Here is a 25432-nt window from a genome sequence, read left to right on the forward strand (position 1 = left end):
AGGTCATAAATCATGACAGCAATTAAGAAAATCGCAGTATTAACGAGTGGTGGAGATTCACAGGGGATGAATGCCGCAGTTCGCGCCGTTGTGCGCAGCGGCTTGTATTTTGGACTTGAAGTATTCGGGGTTCAGCGCGGATATCAGGGCCTGCTGAATGATGATATTTTCCCGATGGATTTGAGAAGTGTCGGAGATATTATCCAACGTGGGGGTACTGTACTTCAATCTGCAAGATGCAAGGAATTTACGACTGAAGAAGGGCAGAAAAAAGGCGCACAAATTTTGCGTAACCGCGGAATTGATGGCGTAGTCGTGATCGGTGGCGACGGTTCCTATCAAGGGGCTAACAAACTGACCAAGCAAGGAATTAAAACCATGTGTCTTCCGGGTACGATTGACAATGACATTTCCTTCACCGACTATACGATTGGTTTTGATACGGCGGTTAGTATCGTAGTGGACGCCATCAACAAGCTGCGTGATACGATGTCATCCCACGAACGTTCTTCTATCGTAGAAGTTATGGGACGTCATTGCGGCGATATTGCTTTACATGCAGGTCTGGCTTCCGGCGCGGAAACGATTTTGGTGCCCGAGGTAGAGTTTGACCTGAATGAAGTATCTGATCGGATGAAGCAAAACTTTAAGCACGGCAAACGCCACAGTATCATTATCGTTGCTGAAGGCGCAGGCAAAGGTGACACCGTAGCACAGGTAATCCAGGAAAACTGTCCGGATTATGAGCCGCGTGTAACGGTGCTTGGACACATTCAACGTGGAGGCACACCAACTGCATTTGACCGTAATCTGGCGAGCCGTTTGGGTGACTTTGCTGTTCGTCAATTGATTGAAGGTATATCTGACAAGGCTTGTGGAACGATTGACGGCAAGCTGGTAGCCACAGATATTGACAAGGTCGTAAATACGAAAAAAGAATTCAATATGGAGCTTTACGAGCTGGCTTTGCGCTTGTCCCAGTAATGAATAGCAGTTTTATGTAACAATTGGTTCACATCTGGGAATTCTTAAACTCATGCGGATGACCCCAGTCATCCGCTTATTTTTTAACATAAGGATTTTGCAAAAATCCAAGAACCTGTAATTGGAGCGGCTGGAATCAAATTTTTCAATATCCTGACATTTAAAGCAGGTCTGGAGGAAATGAACCATGTATTTGTTCAAAATCGAAGTGGACAGCTCGGAAGGAGCCTTAACTGTTATTCTCGTTGCGGAAAATGAGGAGCAGGCATTCCAGGCTGTGGATCAGCATGTGGAGAGACATTTTCTGTATCCTCCGAAACTGAACGAAGTAGCTATTGTGGAGAAAAAAAGAATAACTTCGGGTACTGCCTATGTCATGGAAACACGCTGATACACGCAAAGGCTAAACAGCCTCTGCGTGTCGTTTTTTTTCGGCAAAACGTCGTTGTACAACCAGCAGGCGGAAGAGAAGTGCCACTGCTCCCGCGGCCAAACCTGTAATCAAGCCAATCCAGTAGCCGTAGGGACCAAATGATGTCCAACGTGCGATAATATATCCTACAGGAAGTCCGATAACCCAATAGGCCAGGAATGTAATCAGAAAGGCCGAATTGACATCCTTGTATCCACGCAGTGCTCCTTGAGTAGGTGTAGCGATAGCGTCGGATATTTGAAAGAAAATCGCATAGAGCAGGAAATGTTGCGCTAACTGAATAACCTGTGGATCGGTGGAGTACACCCGGGCGACCTGTTCGCCCCAGATCACAAGCACAACAGCTGTGATCAATGACAGACCAATCGCACTGCTGATCCCCATTACGCTGTATATTTTTGCATCCCGTGATCGTCCTGCCCCTGCCTCATACCCAACCAGAATCGTGAGTGCCATACAAATACTGAGTGGAATCATATACAGCGTGGTCGCAAAGTTCATAGCGGCCTGATGAGCCGCAATTGTTGCGGTATTATAACTGCTCATGAAGAGGGTAACAGCTGCGAAGACAGCGGTTTCGAAAAAGATCGCAAAGCCGATGGGTACGCCGATTTTGATAAGTTCTTTCCAAGCGCTAGCAGCGATGCAGTATATCTTGCTGAAAACCCCGTATTCGGCAAATATCCTTCCCCGATGTGCGATGATGCCAGTGACAAGCATAACAATCCAGTACGTGACGGCAGTTGCTACTCCGGAGCCCACACCCCCCAGACGGGGAAAACCCCAGTTGCCATAAATAAGTAAGTAATTCAACAAGACATTGATAGGCAACGACATCAGTGTGATGGTCATTGTAAACCGAGTTTGTCCCAGTGCATCCATAAAGCTCCGAAGGACCGTATAGGCAAAGAGCGGGGCAATGCCGAAGGCCATCGCACAAAGGTAGTACAAGGCCACATTATGAACCCTCAACTCCAGATTCATTCCGTGAAGAATAGGCTTAACGAGAAAAATACCTGCAATCAGAACAATCATGGATAGAGTGAGTGAGAGCCACAGCGCCTGAATGACATAGTAAGAAACCTTGTCCTTGCGCTGTGCTCCAACCAATTGCGATACAATGGGGGTGATGGCCATAAGTATTCCGTTGAGGCCTGTTTGCACGGGTACCCACAGACTCACTCCGATGGCCACACCAGCCAAATCGGCAGAAGAAAAGTGTCCCGACATATTAGTATCAAAAAAAGTCATCGCGGATAGTGCAAGCTGTGTTACCAGAATAGGGAGCAAAATGTTAAAAAGCTGCTTCCATTTTTGGCTGTTAGTTAGCGTCAAATGCATTTTCATGTCCTCACTTACTTGGAGTTATCAAACGTATATATCATAACATGTCAAGTATTTATTGTAAGGGATGCGGCAGCATTTGAACAGCAACAAAAAAGACTGCACCCATGATCAAACGAATGGGGCAGCCTTGGAAACCTCTAAATAATTTGGTGTATTCCTTAAAAGTAATGATAAGACCGGGATACATGGATTATTTGTACGTTACTCCGCTCGTATAGCGGTTTGTAGCATTCCAGAGTAAATATTCATCCACTTTCATGTCCTTGAGCGCTCGAATTTGATCCTCGACTTGGGTTTTACCATATTTGGCATAATGACCGCTTCCCAACCAGCTTGCGGTAAAATCCTGAATCCATGGACGGATGATCGGTTTCAGCTTACCTGTCGGGTCAAGCTTTTTGTGCGTATCCGCCATCGAACCCTTAATGGTCTGGTACGGATTTTTGTCAGGGTCCTTTACACCAAACCAGCCTGTTGTATAGTGACTTGGATAGATCATAGGAGAAATGACATCCACGTTTTCGGAAATTTTGGCGAAATCCTGTCCGATTCCTTCCGCAGCGGGAACGGATGCGGCATACCCGAAAATATCTACTGATACCCGCACACCCAGTGGAGCAAGCTCTTTACGGGCATATTGCACGAACTCAGCGACCGCATCTACACGTGATTGATTGGATTTGGTATATTTCAGCTTGTCGGCTCTTTTCTCAAAGCCCTCAGGGAAACGTACATAGTCAAACTGAATTTCCTTGAAGCCCAGCCTTGCCGCCTCTCTGGCGATAGCAATATTATAATCCCAAACCTCTTTATTGTAGGGATTAACGAAGCCATCTCCCTTGCCGTTTTTCCAGACAGAGCCGTCAGGATTACGGAAGGACATTTCGGGATTCTTGTTGGCTAATACCGTATCTTTAAATACAACAATACGGGCAATCGGGTAAACGTTATGCTTTTTCAATCGCTCCATCAAACCGGAGATATCCCGAATAAATTTTTGCGGCTTACCCAATTTCAACAGCTCGGGATTGGTCGTTGGATAAGTGATGTAACCTGCATCATCCTTAATATCAATAACCATGGAATTGAGCTCTGTCTTGTCTAGCAGTTCAAGCAGCTGGGTCATACGCGAACCGCCTGCGCTATAAGCCGTGACATAAATGCCCTTGATTGCAGGAGTCGTCGGCTGGGGATCAACTTTAACCGGAGGATTGGAGGCATCCACCTTCAGATTACTTTGCTGGGCCTGAATCATCGCGCTGCTGATTGTCATTGCCACCGTATCCTTTACATTTGGGGCGTTGGCTGACTGATCCCCGTTTCCGCCCATACCCATTGCCAATAGCATAATTGCCCAAATCATATTCATTTCCTAACTCTCTCCCTTATGTATGTCGCTTACCTGATTATACGTAAAGTTATGTATCGAAAAAACAACACGGTTGTAACCAATACTGGAATCATCAGGCACAGTCTTACATGATTAACCCAACCCATGTTTATTGAATCCGTAAAATGACATAAATAATGCCGCTTTCTTCGTGGCTGCGAACTGCAACCGGAAGAAGCGGCACTTGGTGGAGAGATTTAATGAAGATGTTTACTGAAGATACGTATTGTCCTGATGCTCACAAATACTGTACTGAATAATTTCGAGCGCATCCGTGGGCTTGAGAATGGCCATCCCGTCCCGAAGTACAATCATCGAGTTCAGCTCATTCTTTTTGAGAAACGGGAGCATTTCTGGATACCATCTCAAGACAATGTCGGACAGTTTTACCGTTTCCATTTCCACAAAAATCACCCTTTCCTGCTCGGAATCATTCCATAAGAATCATTCGGTACGAATCGGAAAAGCAAAGTGCCTGTGAAATAGCAGGTAAAGCTGGTCTTTATATAATATGGGAACAGCGCACGTATAGTGTACCACAGAAACTGCATTTTGACACTTGGGTTCATGCTTATCTTCGGCGGAAAGAGCCCATAACCCCTACCGTTTCCACGATATTAACGAAAGCAGAGGGGTCCACTTGCTTAATAATGCGTTTCAGTTCTGCCAGCTCGTAGCGTGTTGTAACTGTCATCAGCATATCCTTTTCGGTATGAGAAAATGCACCTTCAATTTTAATTTTACTGACTCCACGTGGCGTCGTCAGCATTCGGCTGAGCAGTTTCTCGGTATGCCCAGTAATGATGTAAACGGTTATTTTGGTGTGACTCACATAAATCTGATCCAAAACCTTGCCGGTCACGAAAATGGATAACATGGACACAAGGGCAATATTCCAGTCCTGGTTCAAATATCCCGCTGCCAGAATAACCAGCCCATTCAAACCGACGAGCACAGTCCCTACAGGGAAATCACGGTAACGGGTGACGATGGAGCCGATAATGTCAAAACCGCCAGTAGACCCCCCCACCCGAAAGGAGATCCCTGCTCCAACGCCAATCAGCACTCCACCAAAAACGGAGGCAAGCAGCGGATCTTTAACGAGAGGTTGCACCGGAATCCAGGCCAAAATCCATGTTGTGGCGACAACAGACAAAATGCTCATACTAATAAATCGTTTGCCCAAAATAAACCAGCCAGCAATAAGCATCGGGATGTTCAGGACAAAATACATCACGCTGATATCGAATTTTGTAAAGTAGCCGATTAACATGGAAAGCCCTGCTACTCCGCCGCTCAACAGGTGGTGGGGCACGAGAAACAGATTAAAACCGCTTGCTATAGCAGCGGCTCCCAAAATGACAACAAAACAGTTTAACACTATTTTTAACAACGTTTTTTCACCTCATTTAAAATATACGGAAAGCAACTTGCTGGTATTCATGAATTGTTTTGTGCTATAATGCGATGTGGATATTCTTGAGTAGGGACCTTCTGTCCAGAGAAACACTTAAAATTTAAACTGTTTTAAAAAGGATAAATTCGTTTAAGATGTATCGGATAAGGTTACCCGAGTTTATACAGAAAGATGCAGTTATAGGCCTAAATAAACTGTTACTGTATTGGGAAAACCTATACAATAATATCGCTACTTAAGAATACAGACAACATTGTGGATTGTCCACCACATCCACCATTATGAAGGAGTTTGAATAAATTTGACGACATTTGCAGAATTTAATCTTGAACCGAAAGTACTTGAGGCGATTACAGAGCTTGGTTTTGAAGAAGCGACGCCGATTCAATCCCAATCCATTCCTCTTGCGTTGCAAGGAAGAGACATGATTGGCCAAGCCCAAACAGGTACAGGTAAAACCGCAGCTTTTGGTATTCCGTTGATCAGCAAAATCTCTAAAAACGACGACAAAATCAGAGCACTGATTATGGCTCCAACACGTGAGCTTGCCATTCAGGTTGCTGAAGAAATCGAAAAGCTGTCCCGCTTCAAAGGTCTTCGCACCCTGCCAATCTATGGCGGTCAAGATATCGTGCGCCAGATTCGCGCTTTGAAAAAGAAACCTCAAATTATCATTGGTACACCAGGTCGCTTGCTCGACCATATTAACCGTAAAACCATCAAGCTGGAAGACGTAAACACCGTTGTTTTGGATGAAGCGGATGAAATGTTGGATATGGGCTTTATGGAAGATATCCAATCCATTCTGAAGCAGGTTCCGGACGAGCGTCAAACGATGCTTTTCTCGGCTACGATGCCTCCTAATATCAAAAGACTGGCTGAACAATTCCTTAAAAACCCTGAGCATGTTTCAGTTATCCCTAAGCAAGTTAGTGCTCCACTGATTGATCAGGCCTACATTGAAGTTCCTGAACGTCAAAAATTCGAAGCTTTGAGCCGTTTGATTGACATGGAATCCCCAGAACTCGCTATCGTATTCGGTCGTACCAAGCGCCGGGTAGACGAGCTGGCTGAAGCTCTGCAAAAACGTGGATATTCCGCAGACGGTCTGCATGGTGACTTGTCTCAGAACCAACGTGATGCCGTAATGCGCAAATTCCGCGACGGAAGCATTGACGTGCTCGTAGCAACTGATGTAGCTGCCCGTGGTTTGGACGTTTCCGGTGTAACTCACGTTGTGAACTTTGACCTTCCGCAAGATCCGGAAAGCTATGTTCACCGTATTGGACGTACCGGACGCGCAGGTAAAGAAGGGGAAGCATGGTCTTTCGTAACGCCTCGTGAGATTGATCATCTGCATTTCATTGAGCGTGTAACTCGTCACCGTATTGCGCGTAAGCCGCTTCCAACTTTGGCTGAAGCTTTGGAAGGCAAACAACGCATCATCGCAGAACGTCTCCTGGAGGCTGTAGAAAGCGGTGAGCTGAACGAATACAAAGGTTTGGCTATTCAAATGCTGGAGCAGTATGACTCCGTACAACTTCTCTCCGCAGCTCTGAAGCTGATGACTGGCGAGAAAAGAGAAGCGTCTGTTGAGCTGACTCCGGAAGATCCAATTCGTGCAAAACGTCGTAAACCGGATGTTCGTACCGGCGGTCGCAAGCCGTCTAACTACAGCGGACGCAGCAACGGTGGTTATAACTCCAACCGTACTGGCGGCAGTGGTAGTGGCAGTAAAGGCGGATATGGTGGCTATAACCGTGGCAGCAAAGAAGGCGGTAGCTACAACCGTGATTCCGCGAGCCGCAATAGCGGAGATCGCAGGCCACGTCCAAGCAGTAGCGGAGAAACTCGTCGTCCTGCAAGACGCGAAGATTCCTCTTCTGAATAAGAATTGAAATAACAGGAAAGCCGAAGTGAATTCTCGCTTCGGTTTTTTGTTATAATATCAAAAAGTATAAAATTCTTAGCAACCTGCTTCGATGGCTGAAGTATTGATTTCACTGGCGCATTGGGGATGAAATACGGTATGATATAGTCAACAGCCGGAATTTACAGGCACAGCAACATGAGCCGTGGAACTGCCAAGGCTTGCGGAGGGAGAGACTAACGTTGGAGTTTAAAGGAGCTATGGGTGGTATTTATCGCCTGACTGAATGGATTACCCGACTGGCGGCTACCAATTTGTTATGGGTATTATGCTCGTCGCCTTTTATGTTCTGTCTCATACTCAAACTACTTGTGATGAATCAGAACTTGGCTAATGAATCTTTACAAATGAACTGGGCGATGGCTATTTTGGCACCGCTTACTTTATTCCCGGCTACATCTGCCATGTTTAGCGTCGTTCGCAAATGGGCAATGGGCGATACGGATGCAGGTGTGTTTCGTACCTTTTTTAAAGGATACAAGGAAAACTACAAGCAGAGCCTGATCGGAGGCATCTTTTACACGCTGCTGTTTGTCATTATGTATGTGGATTATACCGTGTATATGACGCAGCTCAGCAATTTGCAAATTGTAGGCATTATCATGCTTATTCTCATGATTATTTTGCTTGTATCCATGTTTAACTTTTTCTCGATGGTTGCTCATTATCATATGTCCATCGGACAACTGATCAAAAATGCGGTCTTGCTGACGCTCATTCGACCGTTCCGTGTATTTTCTACCATGCTTGGCAGCGCGGTTGTTATCTTTATTGGGGTCAAATACCCTGTGCTGTTCTTGTTCTTCATTGGTAGTGTGGTAGCCTGGTTCGCTTTCTTTAATTTTTATGGAACGTTCCTCAAAATGCAGGATCAGATGGAAAAAATGAAAGAGAAAGACGAAGAAGCAGCAAGCACGGAAGACAAGAAAAGTGATAATCTCCAAAAATAAAACAGATTTCTCCTAGCATTTACTTTCCGAGTGAGAAGCGCTATAATAAGGTCACATCCTGCGATGCACGTTACGGTCATTTGTTGTTTTGAACCAATGACAATGTCTAGGGAGATCAATACGGGTGGACAGCTGAAAAGCCCTGTCAATTCTGACAAGGGGACTTCAAAAGTTTGTCCTGCGGTCACCCACCTGCTAAAGCAGGTTCAGAAGACGCTATGGTCGGACGGCATCGGCGGGTACTCTATAACGTAATCAACACACCCTGATACTGCTCCGTGCAGAAACAGGGTGTTTTTTGTATGTAATAATGCTAAAATAAGAAATAAGGTACTCAATCGCATACTGCAGGTATGATCGGGTTTACTTTGTTGTTTTAACTTTTTTATAAAGCGCTTGCAGCAAAGGGAAATCGATGTGCTGTATTCAGCAACGATTATCATGAAGGAGGAAATGTCTTGTCGTTGAAGAGGACTCTGGTAGGGATTGTGCGCAGCCAAGAAGGTACAAGCGACCGGGTCAAAGACCCCCAAATGAAGACGCGCTATTATAACTTATCGAGAGACAAGGCCTGGGAAGAGGTATCGTCTGTTTTAAAAAAGATTCCTGGCTACAAGATGCTGCATGAAGTGCCATCCGTAGGTGAGATTACGCTTGAGAAGCGAACAGCATTCGGCAGAACTGTAGACATTACCGTTTCTATATTGTCCGTCTCGCCAGTTCGGAGTGCTGTGGATATTTATTCCGCTTCGCGCGGATCGCTGGGGGACATGGGTGCAAATTATCGCATTATTTTGCAGTTGTTTGCCGTGATTGACAAGAAACTGTCCGCTCATAAGGTCGTACAGTGATTGCAGACGTGTGAGCAGCAACGTGGCAGACCAACGTCAAAAAAAGCGAGGAAGGCAACCCTTCACTCGCTTTTTTAATATTCGAATCAGCCTTAACGTAAGCAAATGAATTAGACGAGCTTCTTCACCGCTGCAATCGCTTGCTCATAGTCAGGATGCTCAGACATTTCGCTCAAGTATTCTACATAAGCGATTTTATCGTTTTGATCAATAACGAAAATAGCGCGATGATCCAGGTGGAATTCCTTAATGAACACGCCGTAGGCTTCTCCAAAGGAATGGTCCTTGTAATCGGATAGTGTCAATACACGGTCAATGCCCGCAGCACCACACCAACGAGCTTGGGCAAACGGCAGATCCACGCTGACAGTCAGTATCACGACTTGATCCCCAAGAGAATCCGCTTCTTGATTAAAACGACGGGTTTGTGCGTCACACACGCCTGTATCAAGAGAAGGAACAACGCTGATTAGCTTGACTTTACCTGCAAAGTCTTGAAGCGTAGCAGCTTCCAGCAGATTTTTTTGCAATTTAAAATCAGGTGCCTGATCTCCAACTTTCAGTTCAGGACCCACGAGAGTCAAAGGATTGCCTTTAAAAGTAGCAACTTCTTTACGTTCTTGTGCCATATGTAATAGCCTCCTTGGTTTTTAGCATTGGTTATCGGTGCCGAAATCTATTATAATCTTTTATAAAAGACATTGTCCAATTTGAATAAGGTGGAGACACCCATGAAGGAAGGATTGCCTTGATTTTTTTACGTTATGAGAACTGGAAAAGTTATTTACGTTTTTACCCGGTAACCTGTTTGATTCTGCTTATCAATATCGTGATGTTTATTGTGCTGACTGTTCATGGTGGATCGGAAAATAGTTTAACACTGATTCGGTATGGAGCCTTGATCAATGAGGAGCCCTTTACCGACCAGTTATGGCGCTATGTGTCAGCTATGTTTTTACACGCGGGGTTTGATCATCTTTTCTTTAATTCCTTTGCGATTCTCGTATTTGCTCCGCCGCTGGAACGTCTGCTAGGGTCCTTTCGATACGCGCTGTTGTACCTTGCTACAGGCATTGTAGGAAACGTAATGTCCATTGCGCATTACAACATGGTAGCGGAAACTACGGTCTCTGTAGGGGCCTCAGGAGCGATATATGGCATCTACGGTGCATTTCTGTACGTTGCCCTGTTCCAGCGGACGCTTATGGATGAGGCTTCGCGCAAAACACTGTACACGCTGCTTGGCTTTGGTATCCTGTTTTCGTTTGCTGTGGCGAACATTAACTGGACCGCCCATTTTGGAGGACTGCTCAGCGGGTTTTTCCTGTATGGATTGATGATCAGATTGACTGGCCAACGTAAACGTCACTAAAGACAGCTTTACCGTAAGTCAGCAGAGCAAGAAAGAGGGAGAGGTTCACCTAACCTCTTCTTCCTGATGTTGAAAAACAGATTGGAGCGAATAACGGAGTGGAACTACGACAGTTGCAATACTTTATGAAGGTAGCGCAAAAGGAACATGTCACTCAGGCGGCCGAGGAGCTGCATGTGGCGCAATCTGCGGTCAGTCGGCAAATTCATCAGCTTGAAGAGGAGCTGGGTGTGAACCTTTTTATGCAAAAGGGCCGCAACTTGCAGCTTACACCGGTGGGACAGTTATTTTGCAAGCGGGTTGAAACGATTATAAAGGATTTGGAGCGGGCTGTTCTGGAGGTTCATGAGTTTTTAGACCCGGAGGGTGGAGAAATTCGTATAGGCTTCCCGCACAGTTTGGGCATTCATCTTATTCCTACGGTTGTAGCTGAATTTCGTAAACGGTATCCGAATGTTAAATTCAGATTTAAACAGGGGATGTACCCAAGTTTGATCCGTGATGTGTTAGCGGGTGAGGTGGATTTGGCTTTTGTATCCCCTTTTCCAGATCGTCATGATCATGTCGAGGGAGATGTGGTGTTGACTGAGGAACTGTTTGCGGTCCTGCCCCCTAACCATCCTTTGGCTTCAGCCGGGCACATCACGCTGGATCAGCTTAAAGGAGAAAAGTTCATTCTGTTCAGAGACGGTTACTCCTTGCGTCCGATTGTCTGGCAGGCTTGTCTGGAGGCTGGATTTACGCCGGACATCGCTTTTGAAGGCGAGGAGACGGATACGATCCGCGGATTAGTTGCCGCAGGTATGGGGGTCAGTCTTTTGCCGGAGATGGCGTTGTTCCAGACCAATCCGCTCCAGCCCGCGAGGGTGTCTATTGTTGATCCCGAGGTGACGCGAACCATTGGCTTAATTCACCGTAGAGATGACAAGCTTCCGTTGGTTGCCAAATCGTTCCGCACTTTTTTGTTGCAATATTTTGGTCTTCAAGGTAGTGGCACTGTGACGGATGGAAGTGCTAAAGCGGACTAACGGACAGGTGAGTATAGGGAATTGGATAAAATATAAAAAGGTTGCTCCTCTACCATCATCATGGCGGAGGAACAACCTTTTTTGCTACAAAAGCGATTAGTCACGGCTGTTGAAGATACCGATCAAGCGAATCAGCTCCAGCAAGGAAACGAGAGCAGCGGCCACATATGTTAATGCAGCGGCATTCAATACTTTAGCTACACCTCGTTCTTCATCACTGCGGATAAATCCTTCGGACACCATAATTTCACGGGCTCGGTTGGAAGCATTAAATTCGACTGGCAATGTAATTAATTGAAAAGCGACAGTAGCTGAGAAAAAGATAATGCCTAAGCCAATCAGGTTGGTGTAGCTGAACAAGAACCCGGCAATCAGCAGAAACGGTGCAAGACCGGATGCGAAGTTGACAATCGGGAAAATCCGGTGACGCAGCGCCAGCATAGGATAATGCTCTTTATGCTGAATCGCATGACCGACCTCGTGACAAGCCACTGCAACTGCGGAAATAGATTTTTCATAATATACAGGCTCGGACAAGCGTACTACTCGTTGCATCGGATCATAGTGGTCAGATAACGCACCGGGCACAGGTTCAATGGGCACATCATGCAAACCGTTGCGATCCAGCATGTGCCGGGCGGCATCGTAGCCTGTCATGCCGTTTTCTGTAGGAACATCAGACCATTTGTTAAAGGTACCTTTAACACGAAATTGCGCCCATAAGGATAAGCCGAACGCAAGAATAATCAATAGATACATCCCCATCATAAAAGCAACCCTCCAATATTATTTCATCAGTATAGCCTGGAAATTCACATCATAGAGCTATGCTCCAGCAAATACTTCAGAGCTTCGATACAAGCGGCGCTTTGCGGTAGTAGACCAGTAAGCAGCTTACGCGCTTGAACGGGCTTGAGCTGCCCCAAAAGAGGTTGTAGCTCATTGACTTCGCGCTCCAGGCGCTGCATGTGCATCTCCAGACTTGTCAGCTTGTCGGTGACGTGCTCTTCGCCTGAAACCGAATTCCACTTCATTAATGTCTGTTTGATCTCCTCGAGGCTATACTTCTCTTGTTTCATTTGGTTAATACGTTCAAGTCTTTTTAAAGTTTCATCATTGTATAGCCGATAATTTTTCAAAGATCGTTCTTCAGGTGTGATCAAACCAAGCTTCGTATAATAATCAATGGTCCGTTCGCTGACACCAGCCGTCTTGGCTAGCTCGCCAATTCGAAATAGCTTCATATCCCCATCTGTCCTCACCTCGCGCTCTTCATTCAGCCTTCCATATTACGCATCTGCAAACAGAGTGCTTATAAAAATATTTTACATGATTCCCAACCGTACAGTCAAACGTCATGCTTTTTTTAGGGTAAGATACAAGCTACTTTAATAGTTAGTAAACATGACATGGAAAGTTCGAGATCGAATTTTTTTCAGTTAATAAAAAAAATCTTGTCAAGTTTCATGTATTCTGATTATAATGACAATAAGAATTTCACGAAGTGTAAAGAAACTTAACATTCGAGGGAGTGGGCTTCATGAGAAAAAAGTGGTTTGTTTCATTACTGGCCATGCTGACGGTACTGGCTTTTCCGGTGGGGGCATTCGCTGCTGATGGTCCGACAAATATTCAGCTTCAAGCTGGATTAAACACGGCGTTTACCTTCTTGGCATTTATTCTTGTGTTTTTCATGCAGGCGGGATTTGCATTGCTGGAGGCTGGCTCCACACGAATGAAGAATGCGGGGCATGTCGCTGGTAAAACGATACTCACCACGGGCGTTGCTGCATTGTCATTCTGGGCTCTCGGGTTCGGACTAGGCTTCGGTAACGATGGCGGCAACGGATTTATGGGGCTGACGGGTTTCTTCATGAGCGGCACGGATGCTGCTGTATCGTTTGACTCCCTTTCAGGTCTGGATGTTCCGATTACAATCATGTTTTTGTTCCACTTTGCTTTTGCTGCTGTGTCTCTTTCTATCGCATGTGGGGGAATGGCAGAGCGTGCAAAATTAAGTGTATACATCATTTTCGGTGTTTTGTTCTCCATCGTAATCTACCCGGTTGTAGCTCACTGGGTATGGGGCGGCGGCTGGCTTGGCAAGCTGGGCATGCAGGATTATGCCGGTTCGACGGTAGTCCATCTGACAGGCGCTACGGCGGCACTTGTCGCTACACTGCTGCTGAAACCGCGTTTGGGCAAGTTCAATAAAGACGGCAAGCCGAATATTATTCCTGGACATAATCAGGTGTATTCCATACTGGGTGTTATTATTCTCTGGTTTGGCTGGTTCGGATTTAATCCGGGTAGTGCTGTATCGGCCATGAATGACGGTTTCTTCGGGTATGTAGCGGTAACCACGAATCTTGCTGCGGCGGCAGGTGGAGTATTTGCCCTGCTGGTATCCTGGATGGTCTATGGAAAAGCGGATATTCCGTCCATGCTGAACGGTGTACTGGCGGCTTTGGTCGCAATAACAGGGGCGTGCGCATTTGTAGCTCCTTGGGCGGCTCTGGTCATCGGTGCGGTAGCAGGGATTGTTACCTTCTTCACAGCACAATGGTTTGAGCGTGCAAGAGTAGATGATCCGGTATATGCATTTTCCGTCCATGGTATTGCAGGGATGTGGGGTGCGATATCCACAGGATTGTTCGCTACTCCTGAGCTGGTGAAAATAACAGGTGTTGGTCAAGCCGGGCTATTCTATGGTGGCGGATTTACGCAATTGGGAGTACAGTTGCTTGGACTGGTAGGGACATTTGCTTTCGTATTCGTTATTTCCTTCATTATTCTGGGTGCGATGAAAGCCATTATGGGTATTCGTGTTACGGAAGAGGAAGAAACGATGGGACTGGATATCAGTGAGCATGGTACGTACGGCTATCCTGAGCAAATGAAGTTGGTTGCCGAGGCTGAGAAGCGTTCTAGGACTGTAAGCTAATATGTAAAATATAAAGAGCCAGTATGGATGAGCGGAGGAGATGGAAGTATGGAACTGCAAAATACGGCACCTTGGGTGAGTTCAGCCGAAGCGATTGATCATGCAGATACGCCTGAATCGCTAAGGCAGGCCAGGGTCGATTCTCAAAAATGGCTGCTGGCTTCCCAAGCCTCCGCTCCGTTATCAGACTGGTTACAAACGGCGAATGATATGCATGATCGCATTGCAGCCAGAGCTGTGCAAATGTGCGAAAAAGGGATGGTTGAGGATGGCTTCGGCCTTCCTCCCGTCCCTTACGCATTTATAGCCTTCGGCAGCATGGGACGCTCGGAGTCGACGCTATGGAGTGACCAAGATAACGGTATGATTATTAGTGACACTGCATCTGTCGGGAAAGAATCATATTTTATGAAGTTCGGCCAGAGGATATCTGCAATGCTGGAATATTTGGGATATCCGAAATGTGAAGGGAAAGTGATGTGTTCAGAGCCGCTATGGCGCAAAACGTTGTCTGAGTGGCAGGAGCAGCTGGCAAAATGGTCCGATGATTTTGCATGGGAGCCGATTCGTTATCTGATTATCTCTTCTGATATGAGGCATATCGCTGGAGACGAGCAATTGTCAGCAGAATGGAAGCGGAGCTTTTATGCGTTGCTGCGCAAGCATCCGGATTTGCCTTCCGCGGTACTTAGGAACACGGTAAGGCATAAAGCGACACTTAATATTTTGGGTCAAATCGTTACCGAGCGCTTCGGGGAGCACGCGGGTGATTTTGATGTAAAATACGGTTTGTACATCCCATTGGTAAATGCAGTACGGTTTTGGGCTTTGCAGCACGGGGTGGAGGAGAGCTCTACGTTGAAAAGGCTCAGGCGGCTCGCGCTGCTGGAAGCAGCACCGTCACCTTTGCTGGATGCTTGTGAGCGGGCCTTTCGGATCGCGCTACAGCTTCGGATGGCTACTCCGGTGCAGGAAAAGAACGGACTCTTAGTTAGCAAGGGTTACCTTGCTGTCAAACCGTTGAAGCAAGGTAAGGGCTGGCATGAACTGCGCGAGGCGCTTTCGACGGTGCGGCGGCTACATCGCGCGCTGCAAAGACAGTTGCGGTTTACGGAAGGGAGAAGGTCATGAAGGAACCAGCGCAGGGAGGCGGCTTTTGGAGCGCTCTTCGCAGAGGAGGGGTACCGTCGGCCATCGCTTCAGTGATGGGAGCTCCTACGGCTCAGCAGATGGCCTTTATCCGTTCCTTAACTCGGGAGCAACGGCGCTCTGAGGTATTGCGAACCCCGCTGGAGCGTTTGGAAACGGTTGTTTTTGACTTGGAAACTACGGGATTTTCAGCGCAGCATGGAGATGAAATTTTATCGTTCGGTGCGATTCGGGTTGTTGGGGATACGATAATGGAAAAAGAGCAATTTTACACGCTTGTCAATCCACGTACGGCCATTCCTGAGCACATTACGGAGCTTACCGGGATTACCCGGGAAATGACGGATGAGGCTTTGCCGCTTATGGATGGGCTGCATGACTTTATGTCCTTTGTAGGGGGACGGGTGCTTGTAGCGCATGCCAGTGCTCATGACAAGGCATTTTTGAATGCAGCGTTGTGGAAAACCTCTAAAGTGCAACTGACCCACCGTGTTTTGGATACGATGATGCTTGCCAAATGGCTGGAACCGCAGCAGCACCAAACGTACAGTTTGGATGAGCTGCTGACCTATCAGGGCATACCGATTCAGGGAAGGCATCATGCGTTAGAGGACGCGAAAATGACGGCAAAGCTGTGGGTGGCGTACGTTCAGGAAATGCTGAAGCGTAATGTGACCAATTTGGCAGATGTGTATGCTCATTTAAGCCATGCCTGATCCAGTACAAGGTACAAGTTTCAATATAGAACAACATTACAGCAAGTCTGCGATCATTCGTGGGTTTGCTGTTTTTTTGCCTCTGTATAGATTGGAAGGGTTAGAGGTGGGAGTAGAAGGGGCACCATATGGAGAAGGTGAGAGTAATCCAGATGAAAGGCCGGGTGATTGGACTGTGAAAAAAGTTGTTTTTATTAAATTCCTGATGGTTATGCTGGTGGTAGGAGTAGCTTCATGGGGAGTAGAAACAAACATGACTTATACTTATGCGGCAAGCGTAGCGGCTAAAAATGTGCAAACTCAGGAGGAAAATGAGGACGGAGAAAGACTTGAAGCTGGCAAAGGGGTAGATACAGAGTTAGATACTATAGAAGTGATGCAAAAGATACAGCCTGGTCAACCGCTTCCTTCTATGATTTTAAAAGGTTTGGACGGCAAATCCTACAATATGGGAGTCAAGCGCGACAAAGCGCTGGTAATTAGCTTCTGGGCCTCATGGTGCGATCCGTGCCGTTTGGAGGCACCTGTACTGAATGAGCTATATAGCAAGTACAAGCACGATGTGGACGTATATGGTATTAATGTAACACGCTATGATCGGTTGGAGGATGTGCAAAAGTTTTTCCACTCCCTAAAGCTCCAATTTCCAGTTTTGCTTGATGAGCAAGGGGCGCTGTTTGAACGGTTTGGGGGTGCGGCTTTCCCAACTCATGTCATGGTTGACCGTCATGGGCAGGTACGTGAAATCATAATCGGCATGCTCAGCGAAGGGGAGCTGGAACGAAAAATAGAGTTGCTGCAAAAAAAAGACGGTGCCTTTGAGGTCCGAATAGACCGCTAAAGACACCGCTTATTAACAATATAAGCACTTATCAAATCAGTGATTTACCAGTCCTTGAGGCGATAGGTCGGTCTGCTGATTTTTCGGAGACGGTGCTTCCAGCAACGCATAACGGAAACTGTCCACCAGTGCTTCCCAGCTGGCTTCAATTACATTTTCGGATACGCCCACGTTACTCCAGACGTCCTCGTAATTTTTGGATTCAATGAGCACACGTACCTTGGCAGCGGTGGCATCTTTTTCGTCAAGTACACGTACTTTGTAGTCAGCCAGATGCATATCCCGCAGTGCCGGAAAATATTGAGAAAGGGCTTTACGCAGTGCATTATCGAGTGCGTTGACTGGACCGTTGCCTTCGGCAGCAGTATAAACGCTTGTGCCTGCAACATTCAGCTTCAAGAACGCTTCGGATACAACTGGACGGCCCGCTGTTTTCTCCACAAGCACCTTGAAGGACTCAAACGAGAACATTTCCTTCACTTCACCGCCCGCTTCACGAATGAGCAGCTCCAGTGAAGCATCGGCTCCTTCAAACTGGTAGCCCTGATGCTCCAGCTCCTTAATGCGGCTGATGACGCCACGGGCCTCATTGCTGGACGGATCAAGGGTAATACCCAGTTCCTGCGCTTTGGACACAACATTGCTTTGTCCGGCTAGTTCAGAGACCAGCACCCGTTGCTTGTTGCCCACCAGTTCGGGGGCGATGTGCTCATAGGTTCGCGAGTCGCGCAGAATAGCTGACACGTGGATACCGCCCTTGTGAGCAAAGGCAGCATTACCGACATAAGGCTGGTTCACAGGCAAATTCACGTTGGCGACTTCGCTGACAAAGCGGGCCGTGTTGTGAAGCTGCTTTAGTTTGTCGGAGTCCAAACAATCGTAGCCGAGCTTGAGCTGCAAATTTGGAATGACGGAGCATAAATTAGCGTTACCACAACGCTCGCCGTATCCGTTAATCGTACCTTGAATTTGTCTCGCGCCTGCTTGCACTGCACTCAGTGTATTGGCAACAGCCAATTCGCAGTCATTGTGTGTGTGAATGCCCAACCGTGACCTTGTCAGCTGGCTTTGCAGTATGTTGACAATTTCCTGTATTTCATGCGGCATGGTACCGCCGTTAGTATCGCACATGACGAGCCAATCTGCGCCTGCTTCTTCTGCTTTTTTCATGACCGCGAGTGCGTATTCGGGATTATTTTTATATCCGTCAAAAAAATGCTCGGCATCAAAAATAACCTCCATGCCCCCTTGCTTTAAAAAGGCGATGGAGTCGTAAATCATGGACAGATTTTCTTCGAGGGTCGTCTGTAAGGCTGTGTGTACATGAAAATCCCATGATTTGCCGACGAGAGTAGCCGCTTGAGCGCCGGATTCCAGAATCCGTTGCAAATTGGCATCCTGTGCCGCTATGCTATCTTTACGGCGTGTGCTGCCGAAGGCGACAATCTTTGCCTGAAGTCCCAGCTCTTGCACTCGTTTGAAAAATTCGATATCCTTGCTGTTACTCCCGGGAATCCCGCCTTCAATATAATGAACACCGAGATCATCGAGTTTTTTGGCGATTTTCAATTTGTCGTCAGCAGACAAGCTAATTCCTTCTCCTTGAGTTCCGTCGCGCAGTGTTGTATCGAAGATAGAGATAGCGGTGGACATGAGGACTCCTCCTTCGCGGATTGCATAGATTGGTAGTGCTTTGCTTTTTTAAGCAGCTTATTTAATGATTTAACGCGTGAAAATAGAAAAGTATCAACCTGCCTTGATTCGTATGATTTTTGATTATATCAACTTATGACTTCAAATGTAATATATAAATATCATTTTTGACCGCAAACCTTTAATTTCATGTAAAATAGGGCATAGAATCATTTTATAATTTATAGTTAAAAGAAGGGTTGAGCGTGAGAGACGTCAGTGCTTATTATCCGGTTGGTGGGCGGGTTATTCTGCATGTCGATATGAACGCATTTTATTGTTCTGTTCATGCAGCGGAGGAACCGGAGAAATACAAGGGTTTACCTACCGCCGTCGCGGGCAGCAGTGAGCTGCGCAGAGGAGTAATCGTAACCTGCTCCTATGAAGCCCGGCGATTGGGCATCTCAACAGGGATGGTCGTCCAGCAAGCCCGGCGGATTTGTCCGCAGCTTATCGTGATTCAGCCTGATTTTCACCTGTACCGTCGTTATTCCAAAGCTTTTATGAGCATTGCTTATTCGTATACGCCTATGTTGGAGGCAACTTCAATTGATGAATGTTATCTGGACATTACAGGTTCCAGGCAGTTTGGAACGCCTATGGAGATCGCGGAGGAAATTCAGAGCAGAGTAGCTGACGAACTGGGACTGCCCTGCTCCATCGGTGTGGCACCCAACAAGTTGCTGGCCAAAATGGCCTCTGACCTGAAAAAGCCACGCGGGATATCTGTTTTGCGCTTGCGCGATGTACCCAATATTTTGTGGAATCTTCCCTGTGGTCAATTGTTTGGTGTGGGACGAAAAACAGCCGACAAGCTTCGGCAAATGAACATTCGCACCATTGGCCAATTGGCCAAGGCGGACGAGCATATGCTGATCGGCGTATTTGGCGTGACTGGCTCGTGGTTAAAGCTGGCTGCTAACGGGATTAATCATTCTCCGGTCAATACTGAGCGGGAGCCGAACAAGTCCATCGGACACACCACCACCTTGCCCATGGATGTGGTGAAGCTGGAGGAAGCCCAACGAGTGCTTCTCAATATCAGCGATCAGGTAGCCCGCCGGCTTCGACGGCATGGCATGCTGGCAGGAGGTATTCAATTGACAATTCGGACGCCGGAGATGAAGACCTTTACGCGTTCTCAGGTAAGGAGTATTCCTACGGAAAGTGCAGAGGACATATATAAGGAAGCTTGTGCGCTGTATCGGCGGCATTGGGGAGAGGACAAACCTGTGCGCTTGCTGGGAATTACGCTTCAGCAGTTAGTCCCGAAGGAAGAAGCTGCCGTTCAAATGGATCTTTTTGAATACAAGGACCAGCCCAAAAAGGAAAGCTTGCTGAAGACAATGGATGCGCTACGGGACAAGTTTGGCGAAAATGCAGTTCTGACCGCCGGGATGCTGGGAGATGACCCTTCGGTACTTCTTCGGAACTCCAAGCTGCGCGGAACTTCGCTGCAAAAAGACAATCTCCAGACGCCTGAGTAAACTTTTTGGTGGATTTGTGTAAAGCAACGGAGGCATACGTTATAAGTATTTTTTGCATAAAGGATCAATGAAAATAATTTGTAATAATTTATTGTTTGTATTAATATGTGAATAGAATGCAAAAGCTGGTTTGTTTGATTGTATAGGAGGCAGAGGAGAGTTATGGCTAAATACACTTGGGTAGAAAAAGATACATGCATTGCGTGCGGAGCCTGTGGTGCTACAGCACCGGACATTTATGATTATGACGATGAGGGCTTGGCTGAAGTGATCTTTGATGGAGATGGAAACCAAGGCATCAAGGCAATTTCAGACGACCTGTTTGATGATATGCAGGATGCTTGTGACGGTTGCCCTACTGATTCTATTAAAGTTGCAGACGAGCCGTTCAATAAAGAAGGTTAAGTCTACTTGGATAGGCACAGCACCGACAGCACACTTTGCCGTACAACGGTGAAAAGGTGCTGTCGGTGCTGTTTTTTTTATGTGCTATCCATATGATCTATTTTGGCCGATATACATAGTAAATAATAGGGCAAGACTACACGATCAGGAGGATCCGATGAATCATTCGCCTCATCTTAAATCGTATGTAAAAATGCACCCTGATAATAAAATGGCTTGGTATTTGCTCGGAAAAGAGTATGAGAGCAGCGGTCAGGAGGGCAAAGCAAATTATTGCTTCAATCGCGCGGGGGAAGTGTTCGAAGCCTTCGAGCATAAACAGATTCCGGCAGACGTATGGATGGAGTATCAGGATAAACTGGTTCAGATGTCTAAGGAGAAGGCGCGGAGAACGGCTCGAACGCGTTATTTGTTAACTACGTTGATGGTACTTCTTCTAATATGGGTGCCTTCAGCCAATTCGCCGGGCCATTCGAGGGAAAGTGCATCCGTTCCGTCAGGAACAGAGCCTGTGGCAGCCGACAATGTCCAAGTGGCAGGAGTACAGACTTCTGACCCGAATGAAGTGGCTCAGATCGGTGGGCCTGGTGCTGGTGGCGTGTTTACGGCCCAAGCGCGCACAGGCAGTTCAGCAGGAACGGCACTTGCAGATATGTTGGCAAAGGCTAGTCGTCTACCAGCCAAGACCACAGTGCTGGGCATGGAGCAAAGCGGTTCTTGGATGCTCTGGAGAGATCGTATGCAGCCGCTGCTTAGCTTACAAAACAAAGGAAATGGAGGCTTGGCTGTCCAGTCTTACGACGCAGCAGCGTGTGCTTGTAAGCCGTCTGACAGTGAAAAGCTTCGAAAAGCAGGTCTGCAATGGGCTGTGGGACAGGAAGAACTGGCTGTGCTGAATAGCTCCATGCGTGCTTTTCGTACGCAGCATCAACGTCTTCCTCAAAGTCTCGATGAGCTGACCGGAAGCTTTCCGGATAATATGATGTACGGTACGACAGACGGAATGAAGAAGGCTTTTACACCTATGCGTAATTTACTTGCTTCACAGGGACAGAGGGCTGAAGGAGCAGCAAGTCAACAAGCTGGCTCGTCGGCTGAAAGCAGTCCTTTGCTGGCGTCGTCGCTGTATGGAGGGCCTTTTCTGGGGCAGCCGTTGCGGATTGTGGTAGACAAGTCGAAACACAGGCTCGGTTTGGTGAGTGGCAATGTGCTGATCCGCAATTATCCTATCGGATTGGGTGGAGATCGAACTCCGGAAGGGAAGTTTGTTATTACGGATAAAGTTGTAAATCCGAACGGTAAGTCCAACGGTGAGTTTGGCAGCCGAGGTATGCAGCTGTCTGCAACGAATTATGCCATCCATGGCACCAACGAGTCGGACAGCATTGGCAAAAATGAGTCGCTAGGCTGCGTTCGCATGGGCAAAGAGGATGTGGAGGAGTTATTTGCTCTCGTACCTTCAGGTACAGAGGTGGTCATTGGTAACGGGGGACTGCCTGGTCAAGTGCTTGTACCTGGCTCCCATTTTACGACTGAGCCGCAGCACGACCAGACCAATCCCCGCAAAACCTATCACTGGCTAAATTAGCTTTAGATGCTATTGCTACATGAAGTTTAACGATTTCCTGCTTGTGCCAAAACAACGACCAGAACAATCACAATGATGAGGAGAACAAAACTGACGGCGGTCCATACAATCGCTTTCTTGTTCACCTCGTCCTTTTTCTTTTGCAGACTTGGCGGCTTGCGCTTGGTCTTCATATCGGCAATCCCTCTTTTCTGACGGGCTATAGCCCTGTCTTACTATGTCCATTGTAAATGGTTTGATTATACATTTTCAATGACATCTCCATGACAAACGAATTGTTCCTGATACTGCACGTCGCAAATTACTTTCTTTTTGGTATGGAAAAAGCTAAACTATTTTGTAGAGATGTTTTTTTAGGATTGCGCAAGGGCATAGAACGGAGTGGATGAATCGTGTTGTATCGAAGGATTGTGAAACCTGTTTTTTTCAAAATGAGTCCAGAGACGGCCCATCATGTCGTCATTGATGGCTTGAAGTATGCGGGGGCGCTTCCCGGTGGAACAGCAACGCTGCGGGGAATGTACGGAGTCAAGGAAACGGAGGATCTTGCGGTTGATCTGTTCGGCCTTCATTTTCCCAACCCGATTGGACTGGCTGCGGGATTGGATAAAAATGCGGAAGCAGTTGCCGGCTTTTCCTCGATCGGGTTTGGTTTTATGGAAGTAGGCACGGTGACACCTGTGGGACAGCCCGGCAATGACCGCCCTCGTTTGTTTCGGTTGCCTCCCGATGAGGCGTTAGTGAATCGGATGGGCTTTAACAATCTGGGTGCGGAAAGCATGGCTAAACGTCTGGCTGCGCTAAAACATCGGCCTGTTCCGGTCGCTGTTAATATTGGTAAAAACAAGAACACGCCTAATGAGGATGCCCATAAGGATTATGAGAAGTGCATTTCCGCGCTGTATCCGTATGCGGACTTTTTTGTAGTGAATATTAGTTCACCGAATACGCCGGATTTACGAAAGCTCCAGCATGGCAGTGAGCTGAAATCGCTGCTGGAAGCTGTTCGAGCAGAGATGGGAGTACAGGCGACGAAGTATGGCGGAGCCAAGTCTGTACTGGTCAAAATTGCGCCGGACGTATCAGATGAGGAACTGGAATATATGACAGATGCGATTGCGGCCAGTGGAGTAGACGGTATCATCGCGACGAATACGACAATTTCGAGGGCTGGCCTGACGCATCGGAATGCAAGTGAGACGGGAGGGCTGAGCGGTAAGCCGCTGCGTGACCGTTCTACAGAGGTCATCGGACGAGTGTATCGCCAAACAGATGGAAAGCTGCCGATTATCGGATCGGGCGGCATTTTCAGCAGTCGTGATGCTTACGACAAAATTAAAGCAGGCGCAAGCCTGATTGAAATTTATACAGCATTGATCTATGAGGGACCGGAAGTGAACCGGACATTACATGCCGGTCTGCGTGAGCTGCTGCGAAAGGACGGCTTTAGACACATTACCGAGGCTGTTGGTGCAGATCACAGATAAAAAAGTGTTGTCGGAAGAGACAGGAGGTACGGGGATGGACGGAAGAGACTGGGGAACATTTTTGCTGCCATATGATCAGGCGGTGGAGGAGCTTAAGGTCAAGTTCAAAACAATGCGTGCGGAGCTGAAAAAGCGCGAGGAATACGCTCCTATCGAATTCGTAACCGGACGGGTGAAAAAAATATCAAGCATCCTCGATAAAGCGAAGAGATTACAGGTTCCTTCTGATCTGCTGGAGACGGGAATCGAGGATATTGCAGGAATCCGCATCATGTGCCAATTTGTTGAGGATATCCGGCGGGTAGCCGAGTATATTCGAAGACGCAAGGATTTGACTGTACTGTATGAAAAGGACTATATCACCAATTATAAAGATAGCGGATATCGCAGCTTTCATATGATTGTGGAATATCCAGTGCAGACAGCGCTTGGATTAAAAATTGTGCTGGCAGAAATTCAGATCCGTACCTTAGCCATGAATTTTTGGGCAACCATCGAACATTCCCTCAGTTATAAGTATCGTGAAAGCTTACCGGATAATATGCGGACACGGTTGAAAAAGGCAGCTGAGGCGGCCTTTGTACTGGATAATGAGATGTCTTCGATGCGTCTTGAAATATTGGAAGCGCAGAAGAAGTTTGAGGATGAAGCGAATATCGTATCCAAGGTGCTTACGGGTATGCACCGTCTGTATTTCTATCATAAGATCAGTGAAACGATTGATGCGCAGCGCAGGTTCAATGAGCTGTGGGAACGGCACGACATGGAGGGGATCAAGCTGCTCCATGATGAAGTCAAGGAATTGCTGGCAGCTTCTACCAAGGAAGACGACAGGGATGAGTATTAAATGGTGAACGTTTCCTATGAACCGTTGTACGTGGCTTATTTGGTATACTTCAATCGGGATCGGGATTATTTTGAATGTCACGAGGTACTGGAAGAGCTGTGGCTAAAGCTGGACCGTGACCCTGTATATAAAGGTTTGCTGCAAATTGCTGTAGGGCTGTATCATTTTCGAAACGGAAATTTCCGAGGCGGATATATGATGCTGGACAGTGCGGTACACAAGCTGGAGCATGCGTCTCCGCAGGCGCTGGGCATTAACATGGCGAAGCTGGTGGACGAGGCGCGCGCTTGCGCCAGCCAGCTTGCCGAGGCTGTTGTAGGTGGCTCGGCAGATCTCCAGCGCCAGCCGCCGGTTTATCGGGATTTGACGATTGAAATCGTCAATCCCGGGCTGCGTCAGGCCGTGGAGGACGCATCGTCGTCCATAGCAGCCAATATCCCGCAGCAAAGAGGACCGCGGCGTGGGGAAAAGCATGAGCAGCGTCAGCAGGCGCTTGAGGCTTCTGTGAGGCGCAGACAGGCGGCCCGCAGCTCCTGCTCTGCCTCGCCTGGTACGAAGGGCACGACGTAATCTG

Annotated in this window: 26 protein-coding genes and 1 other RNA gene; 18 read left to right on the forward strand and 9 right to left on the reverse strand. The window is 47.3% G+C overall.

Translation table 11 applies throughout. The features are described from left to right. Positions 1–12 precede the first annotated feature (12 nt). Positions 13–984 (forward strand): 6-phosphofructokinase, encoded by a 972-nt coding sequence (pfkA, locus tag QD47_RS11980; RefSeq protein ID WP_044646340.1) that lies wholly within the window; start codon positions 13–15, stop codon positions 982–984. 187 nt (positions 985–1171) lie between these two features. Next, a complete protein-coding gene (locus tag QD47_RS11985; protein WP_014280850.1) occupies positions 1172–1375 on the forward strand; it encodes a DUF3906 family protein in 204 nt (67 codons plus the stop codon). Positions 1376–1387: 12 nt separating this feature from the next. Here the strand turns inward: QD47_RS11985 and QD47_RS11990 are convergent, their stop codons facing one another. The 4 genes from QD47_RS11990 to QD47_RS12005 all read right to left on the reverse strand — a co-directional run bounded on the left by QD47_RS11990 (position 1388) and on the right by QD47_RS12005 (position 5547). Then, complete coding sequence (locus QD47_RS11990; RefSeq protein WP_044646341.1) at positions 1388–2758, reverse strand: MATE family efflux transporter; 1371 nt, start codon at positions 2756–2758, stop codon at positions 1388–1390. A 196-nt stretch (positions 2759–2954) separates the two neighbouring features. Further along, the gene (locus QD47_RS11995; protein ID WP_044646342.1) at positions 2955–4133 is read right to left on the reverse strand and encodes a putative glycoside hydrolase; all 1179 of its coding nucleotides are present in this window, start codon (positions 4131–4133) and stop codon (positions 2955–2957) included. A gap of 231 nt (positions 4134–4364) precedes the next feature. After that, positions 4365–4553 carry a hypothetical protein gene (locus QD47_RS12000; RefSeq protein WP_082067170.1) on the reverse strand — a complete coding sequence of 63 codons (189 nt, stop codon included), beginning with the start codon at positions 4551–4553 and terminating at the stop codon, positions 4365–4367. Between the two features lie 172 nt (positions 4554–4725). Continuing rightward, positions 4726–5547, reverse strand: a complete 822-nt coding sequence (locus QD47_RS12005) for a YitT family protein (protein WP_044646343.1) — start codon at positions 5545–5547, stop codon at positions 4726–4728. Between the two features lie 325 nt (positions 5548–5872). On the opposite strand from QD47_RS12005, the gene QD47_RS12010 reads away from it, so the two are divergent. The 4 genes from QD47_RS12010 (at position 5873) to QD47_RS12020 (ending at position 9302) form a co-directional block, all read left to right on the forward strand. Further along, entirely contained in the window at positions 5873–7462 is a 1590-nt protein-coding gene (locus QD47_RS12010) for a DEAD/DEAH box helicase (protein WP_044646344.1), read from the forward strand. Between the two features lie 221 nt (positions 7463–7683). After that, positions 7684–8451, forward strand: a complete 768-nt coding sequence (locus QD47_RS12015; protein ID WP_044646345.1) for a YesL family protein — start codon at positions 7684–7686, stop codon at positions 8449–8451. Between the two features lie 52 nt (positions 8452–8503). Next, a non-coding RNA gene (gene ssrS, locus QD47_RS30720) (6S RNA) lies at positions 8504–8697 on the forward strand. A gap of 212 nt (positions 8698–8909) precedes the next feature. Continuing rightward, positions 8910–9302 carry a DUF1499 domain-containing protein gene (locus QD47_RS12020; protein ID WP_044646346.1) on the forward strand — a complete coding sequence of 131 codons (393 nt, stop codon included), beginning with the start codon at positions 8910–8912 and terminating at the stop codon, positions 9300–9302. Between the two features lie 110 nt (positions 9303–9412). On the opposite strand, the gene tpx is transcribed toward QD47_RS12020, so the two are convergent. Further along, positions 9413–9931: a thiol peroxidase gene (gene tpx / locus QD47_RS12025; RefSeq protein ID WP_014280858.1), complete on the reverse strand. Its 519-nt coding sequence runs from the start codon at positions 9929–9931 to the stop codon at positions 9413–9415. Positions 9932–10050: 119 nt separating this feature from the next. On the opposite strand from tpx, the gene QD47_RS12030 reads away from it, so the two are divergent. Together QD47_RS12030 and QD47_RS12035 are read left to right on the forward strand one after the other, a co-directional pair. Continuing rightward, complete coding sequence (locus tag QD47_RS12030; protein WP_044646347.1) at positions 10051–10674, forward strand: rhomboid family intramembrane serine protease; 624 nt, start codon at positions 10051–10053, stop codon at positions 10672–10674. Between the two features lie 98 nt (positions 10675–10772). Further along, complete coding sequence (locus tag QD47_RS12035; protein ID WP_014280860.1) at positions 10773–11702, forward strand: LysR family transcriptional regulator; 930 nt, start codon at positions 10773–10775, stop codon at positions 11700–11702. A 96-nt stretch (positions 11703–11798) separates the two neighbouring features. On the opposite strand, the gene QD47_RS12040 is transcribed toward QD47_RS12035, so the two are convergent. Both QD47_RS12040 and QD47_RS12045 read right to left on the reverse strand, forming a co-directional pair. Beyond that, positions 11799–12470: a zinc metallopeptidase gene (locus tag QD47_RS12040; protein WP_044646348.1), complete on the reverse strand. Its 672-nt coding sequence runs from the start codon at positions 12468–12470 to the stop codon at positions 11799–11801. Positions 12471–12514: 44 nt separating this feature from the next. Then, positions 12515–12946 carry a MerR family transcriptional regulator gene (locus QD47_RS12045; protein WP_044646349.1) on the reverse strand — a complete coding sequence of 144 codons (432 nt, stop codon included), beginning with the start codon at positions 12944–12946 and terminating at the stop codon, positions 12515–12517. 296 nt (positions 12947–13242) lie between these two features. On the opposite strand from QD47_RS12045, the gene QD47_RS12050 reads away from it, so the two are divergent. From QD47_RS12050 to QD47_RS12065, 4 genes are all read left to right on the forward strand, one after another. After that, a complete protein-coding gene (locus QD47_RS12050; protein ID WP_044646350.1) occupies positions 13243–14646 on the forward strand; it encodes an ammonium transporter in 1404 nt (467 codons plus the stop codon). Positions 14647–14694: 48 nt separating this feature from the next. Further along, positions 14695–15777, forward strand: coding sequence for a DUF294 nucleotidyltransferase-like domain-containing protein (locus tag QD47_RS12055; RefSeq protein WP_044646351.1), 1083 nt, complete (start codon positions 14695–14697; stop codon positions 15775–15777). Continuing rightward, on the forward strand, positions 15774–16511 hold the full coding sequence (locus tag QD47_RS12060; RefSeq protein WP_025686468.1) for an exonuclease domain-containing protein: 738 nt from the start codon (positions 15774–15776) through the stop codon (positions 16509–16511). The genes QD47_RS12055 and QD47_RS12060 overlap by 4 nt, the downstream gene beginning before the upstream one ends. A gap of 106 nt (positions 16512–16617) precedes the next feature. Beyond that, positions 16618–17352 carry a TlpA family protein disulfide reductase gene (locus tag QD47_RS12065; RefSeq protein ID WP_235332254.1) on the forward strand — a complete coding sequence of 245 codons (735 nt, stop codon included), beginning with the start codon at positions 16618–16620 and terminating at the stop codon, positions 17350–17352. A 36-nt stretch (positions 17353–17388) separates the two neighbouring features. Here QD47_RS12065 and cimA read toward each other — a convergent pair whose 3' ends face one another. Beyond that, positions 17389–19005, reverse strand: coding sequence for a citramalate synthase (cimA, locus tag QD47_RS12070; protein WP_044646352.1), 1617 nt, complete (start codon positions 19003–19005; stop codon positions 17389–17391). A 245-nt stretch (positions 19006–19250) separates the two neighbouring features. Here cimA and QD47_RS12075 point away from each other — a divergent pair, with 245 nt between their 5' ends. The 3 genes from QD47_RS12075 to QD47_RS12085 all read left to right on the forward strand — a co-directional run bounded on the left by QD47_RS12075 (position 19251) and on the right by QD47_RS12085 (position 22524). Continuing rightward, complete coding sequence (locus QD47_RS12075; RefSeq protein WP_044646353.1) at positions 19251–20531, forward strand: DNA polymerase IV; 1281 nt, start codon at positions 19251–19253, stop codon at positions 20529–20531. Positions 20532–20693: 162 nt separating this feature from the next. Next, positions 20694–20936, forward strand: coding sequence for a ferredoxin (locus QD47_RS12080; protein WP_014280869.1), 243 nt, complete (start codon positions 20694–20696; stop codon positions 20934–20936). Between the two features lie 157 nt (positions 20937–21093). Continuing rightward, the gene (locus QD47_RS12085) at positions 21094–22524 is read left to right on the forward strand and encodes a L,D-transpeptidase (RefSeq protein ID WP_044646354.1); all 1431 of its coding nucleotides are present in this window, start codon (positions 21094–21096) and stop codon (positions 22522–22524) included. Between the two features lie 26 nt (positions 22525–22550). Here QD47_RS12085 and QD47_RS32525 read toward each other — a convergent pair whose 3' ends face one another. Beyond that, on the reverse strand, positions 22551–22697 hold the full coding sequence (locus QD47_RS32525) for a hypothetical protein (RefSeq protein WP_014280871.1): 147 nt from the start codon (positions 22695–22697) through the stop codon (positions 22551–22553). A gap of 219 nt (positions 22698–22916) precedes the next feature. Here QD47_RS32525 and QD47_RS12090 point away from each other — a divergent pair, with 219 nt between their 5' ends. From QD47_RS12090 to QD47_RS12100, 3 genes are read left to right on the forward strand one after another with little or no spacing between them, the layout of a single operon-like run. Beyond that, positions 22917–24011, forward strand: a complete 1095-nt coding sequence (locus QD47_RS12090) for a quinone-dependent dihydroorotate dehydrogenase (protein ID WP_044646355.1) — start codon at positions 22917–22919, stop codon at positions 24009–24011. A gap of 34 nt (positions 24012–24045) precedes the next feature. Further along, complete coding sequence (locus QD47_RS12095) at positions 24046–24858, forward strand: GTP pyrophosphokinase (protein ID WP_044646356.1); 813 nt, start codon at positions 24046–24048, stop codon at positions 24856–24858. Then, the gene (locus QD47_RS12100) at positions 24859–25428 is read left to right on the forward strand and encodes a DUF309 domain-containing protein (RefSeq protein ID WP_044646357.1); all 570 of its coding nucleotides are present in this window, start codon (positions 24859–24861) and stop codon (positions 25426–25428) included. It begins immediately after the preceding gene. The last annotated feature ends 4 nt before the right edge of the window (positions 25429–25432 follow it).

Source organism: Paenibacillus terrae, assembly GCF_000943545.1.
Classification (GTDB): domain Bacteria; phylum Bacillota; class Bacilli; order Paenibacillales; family Paenibacillaceae; genus Paenibacillus; species Paenibacillus terrae_A.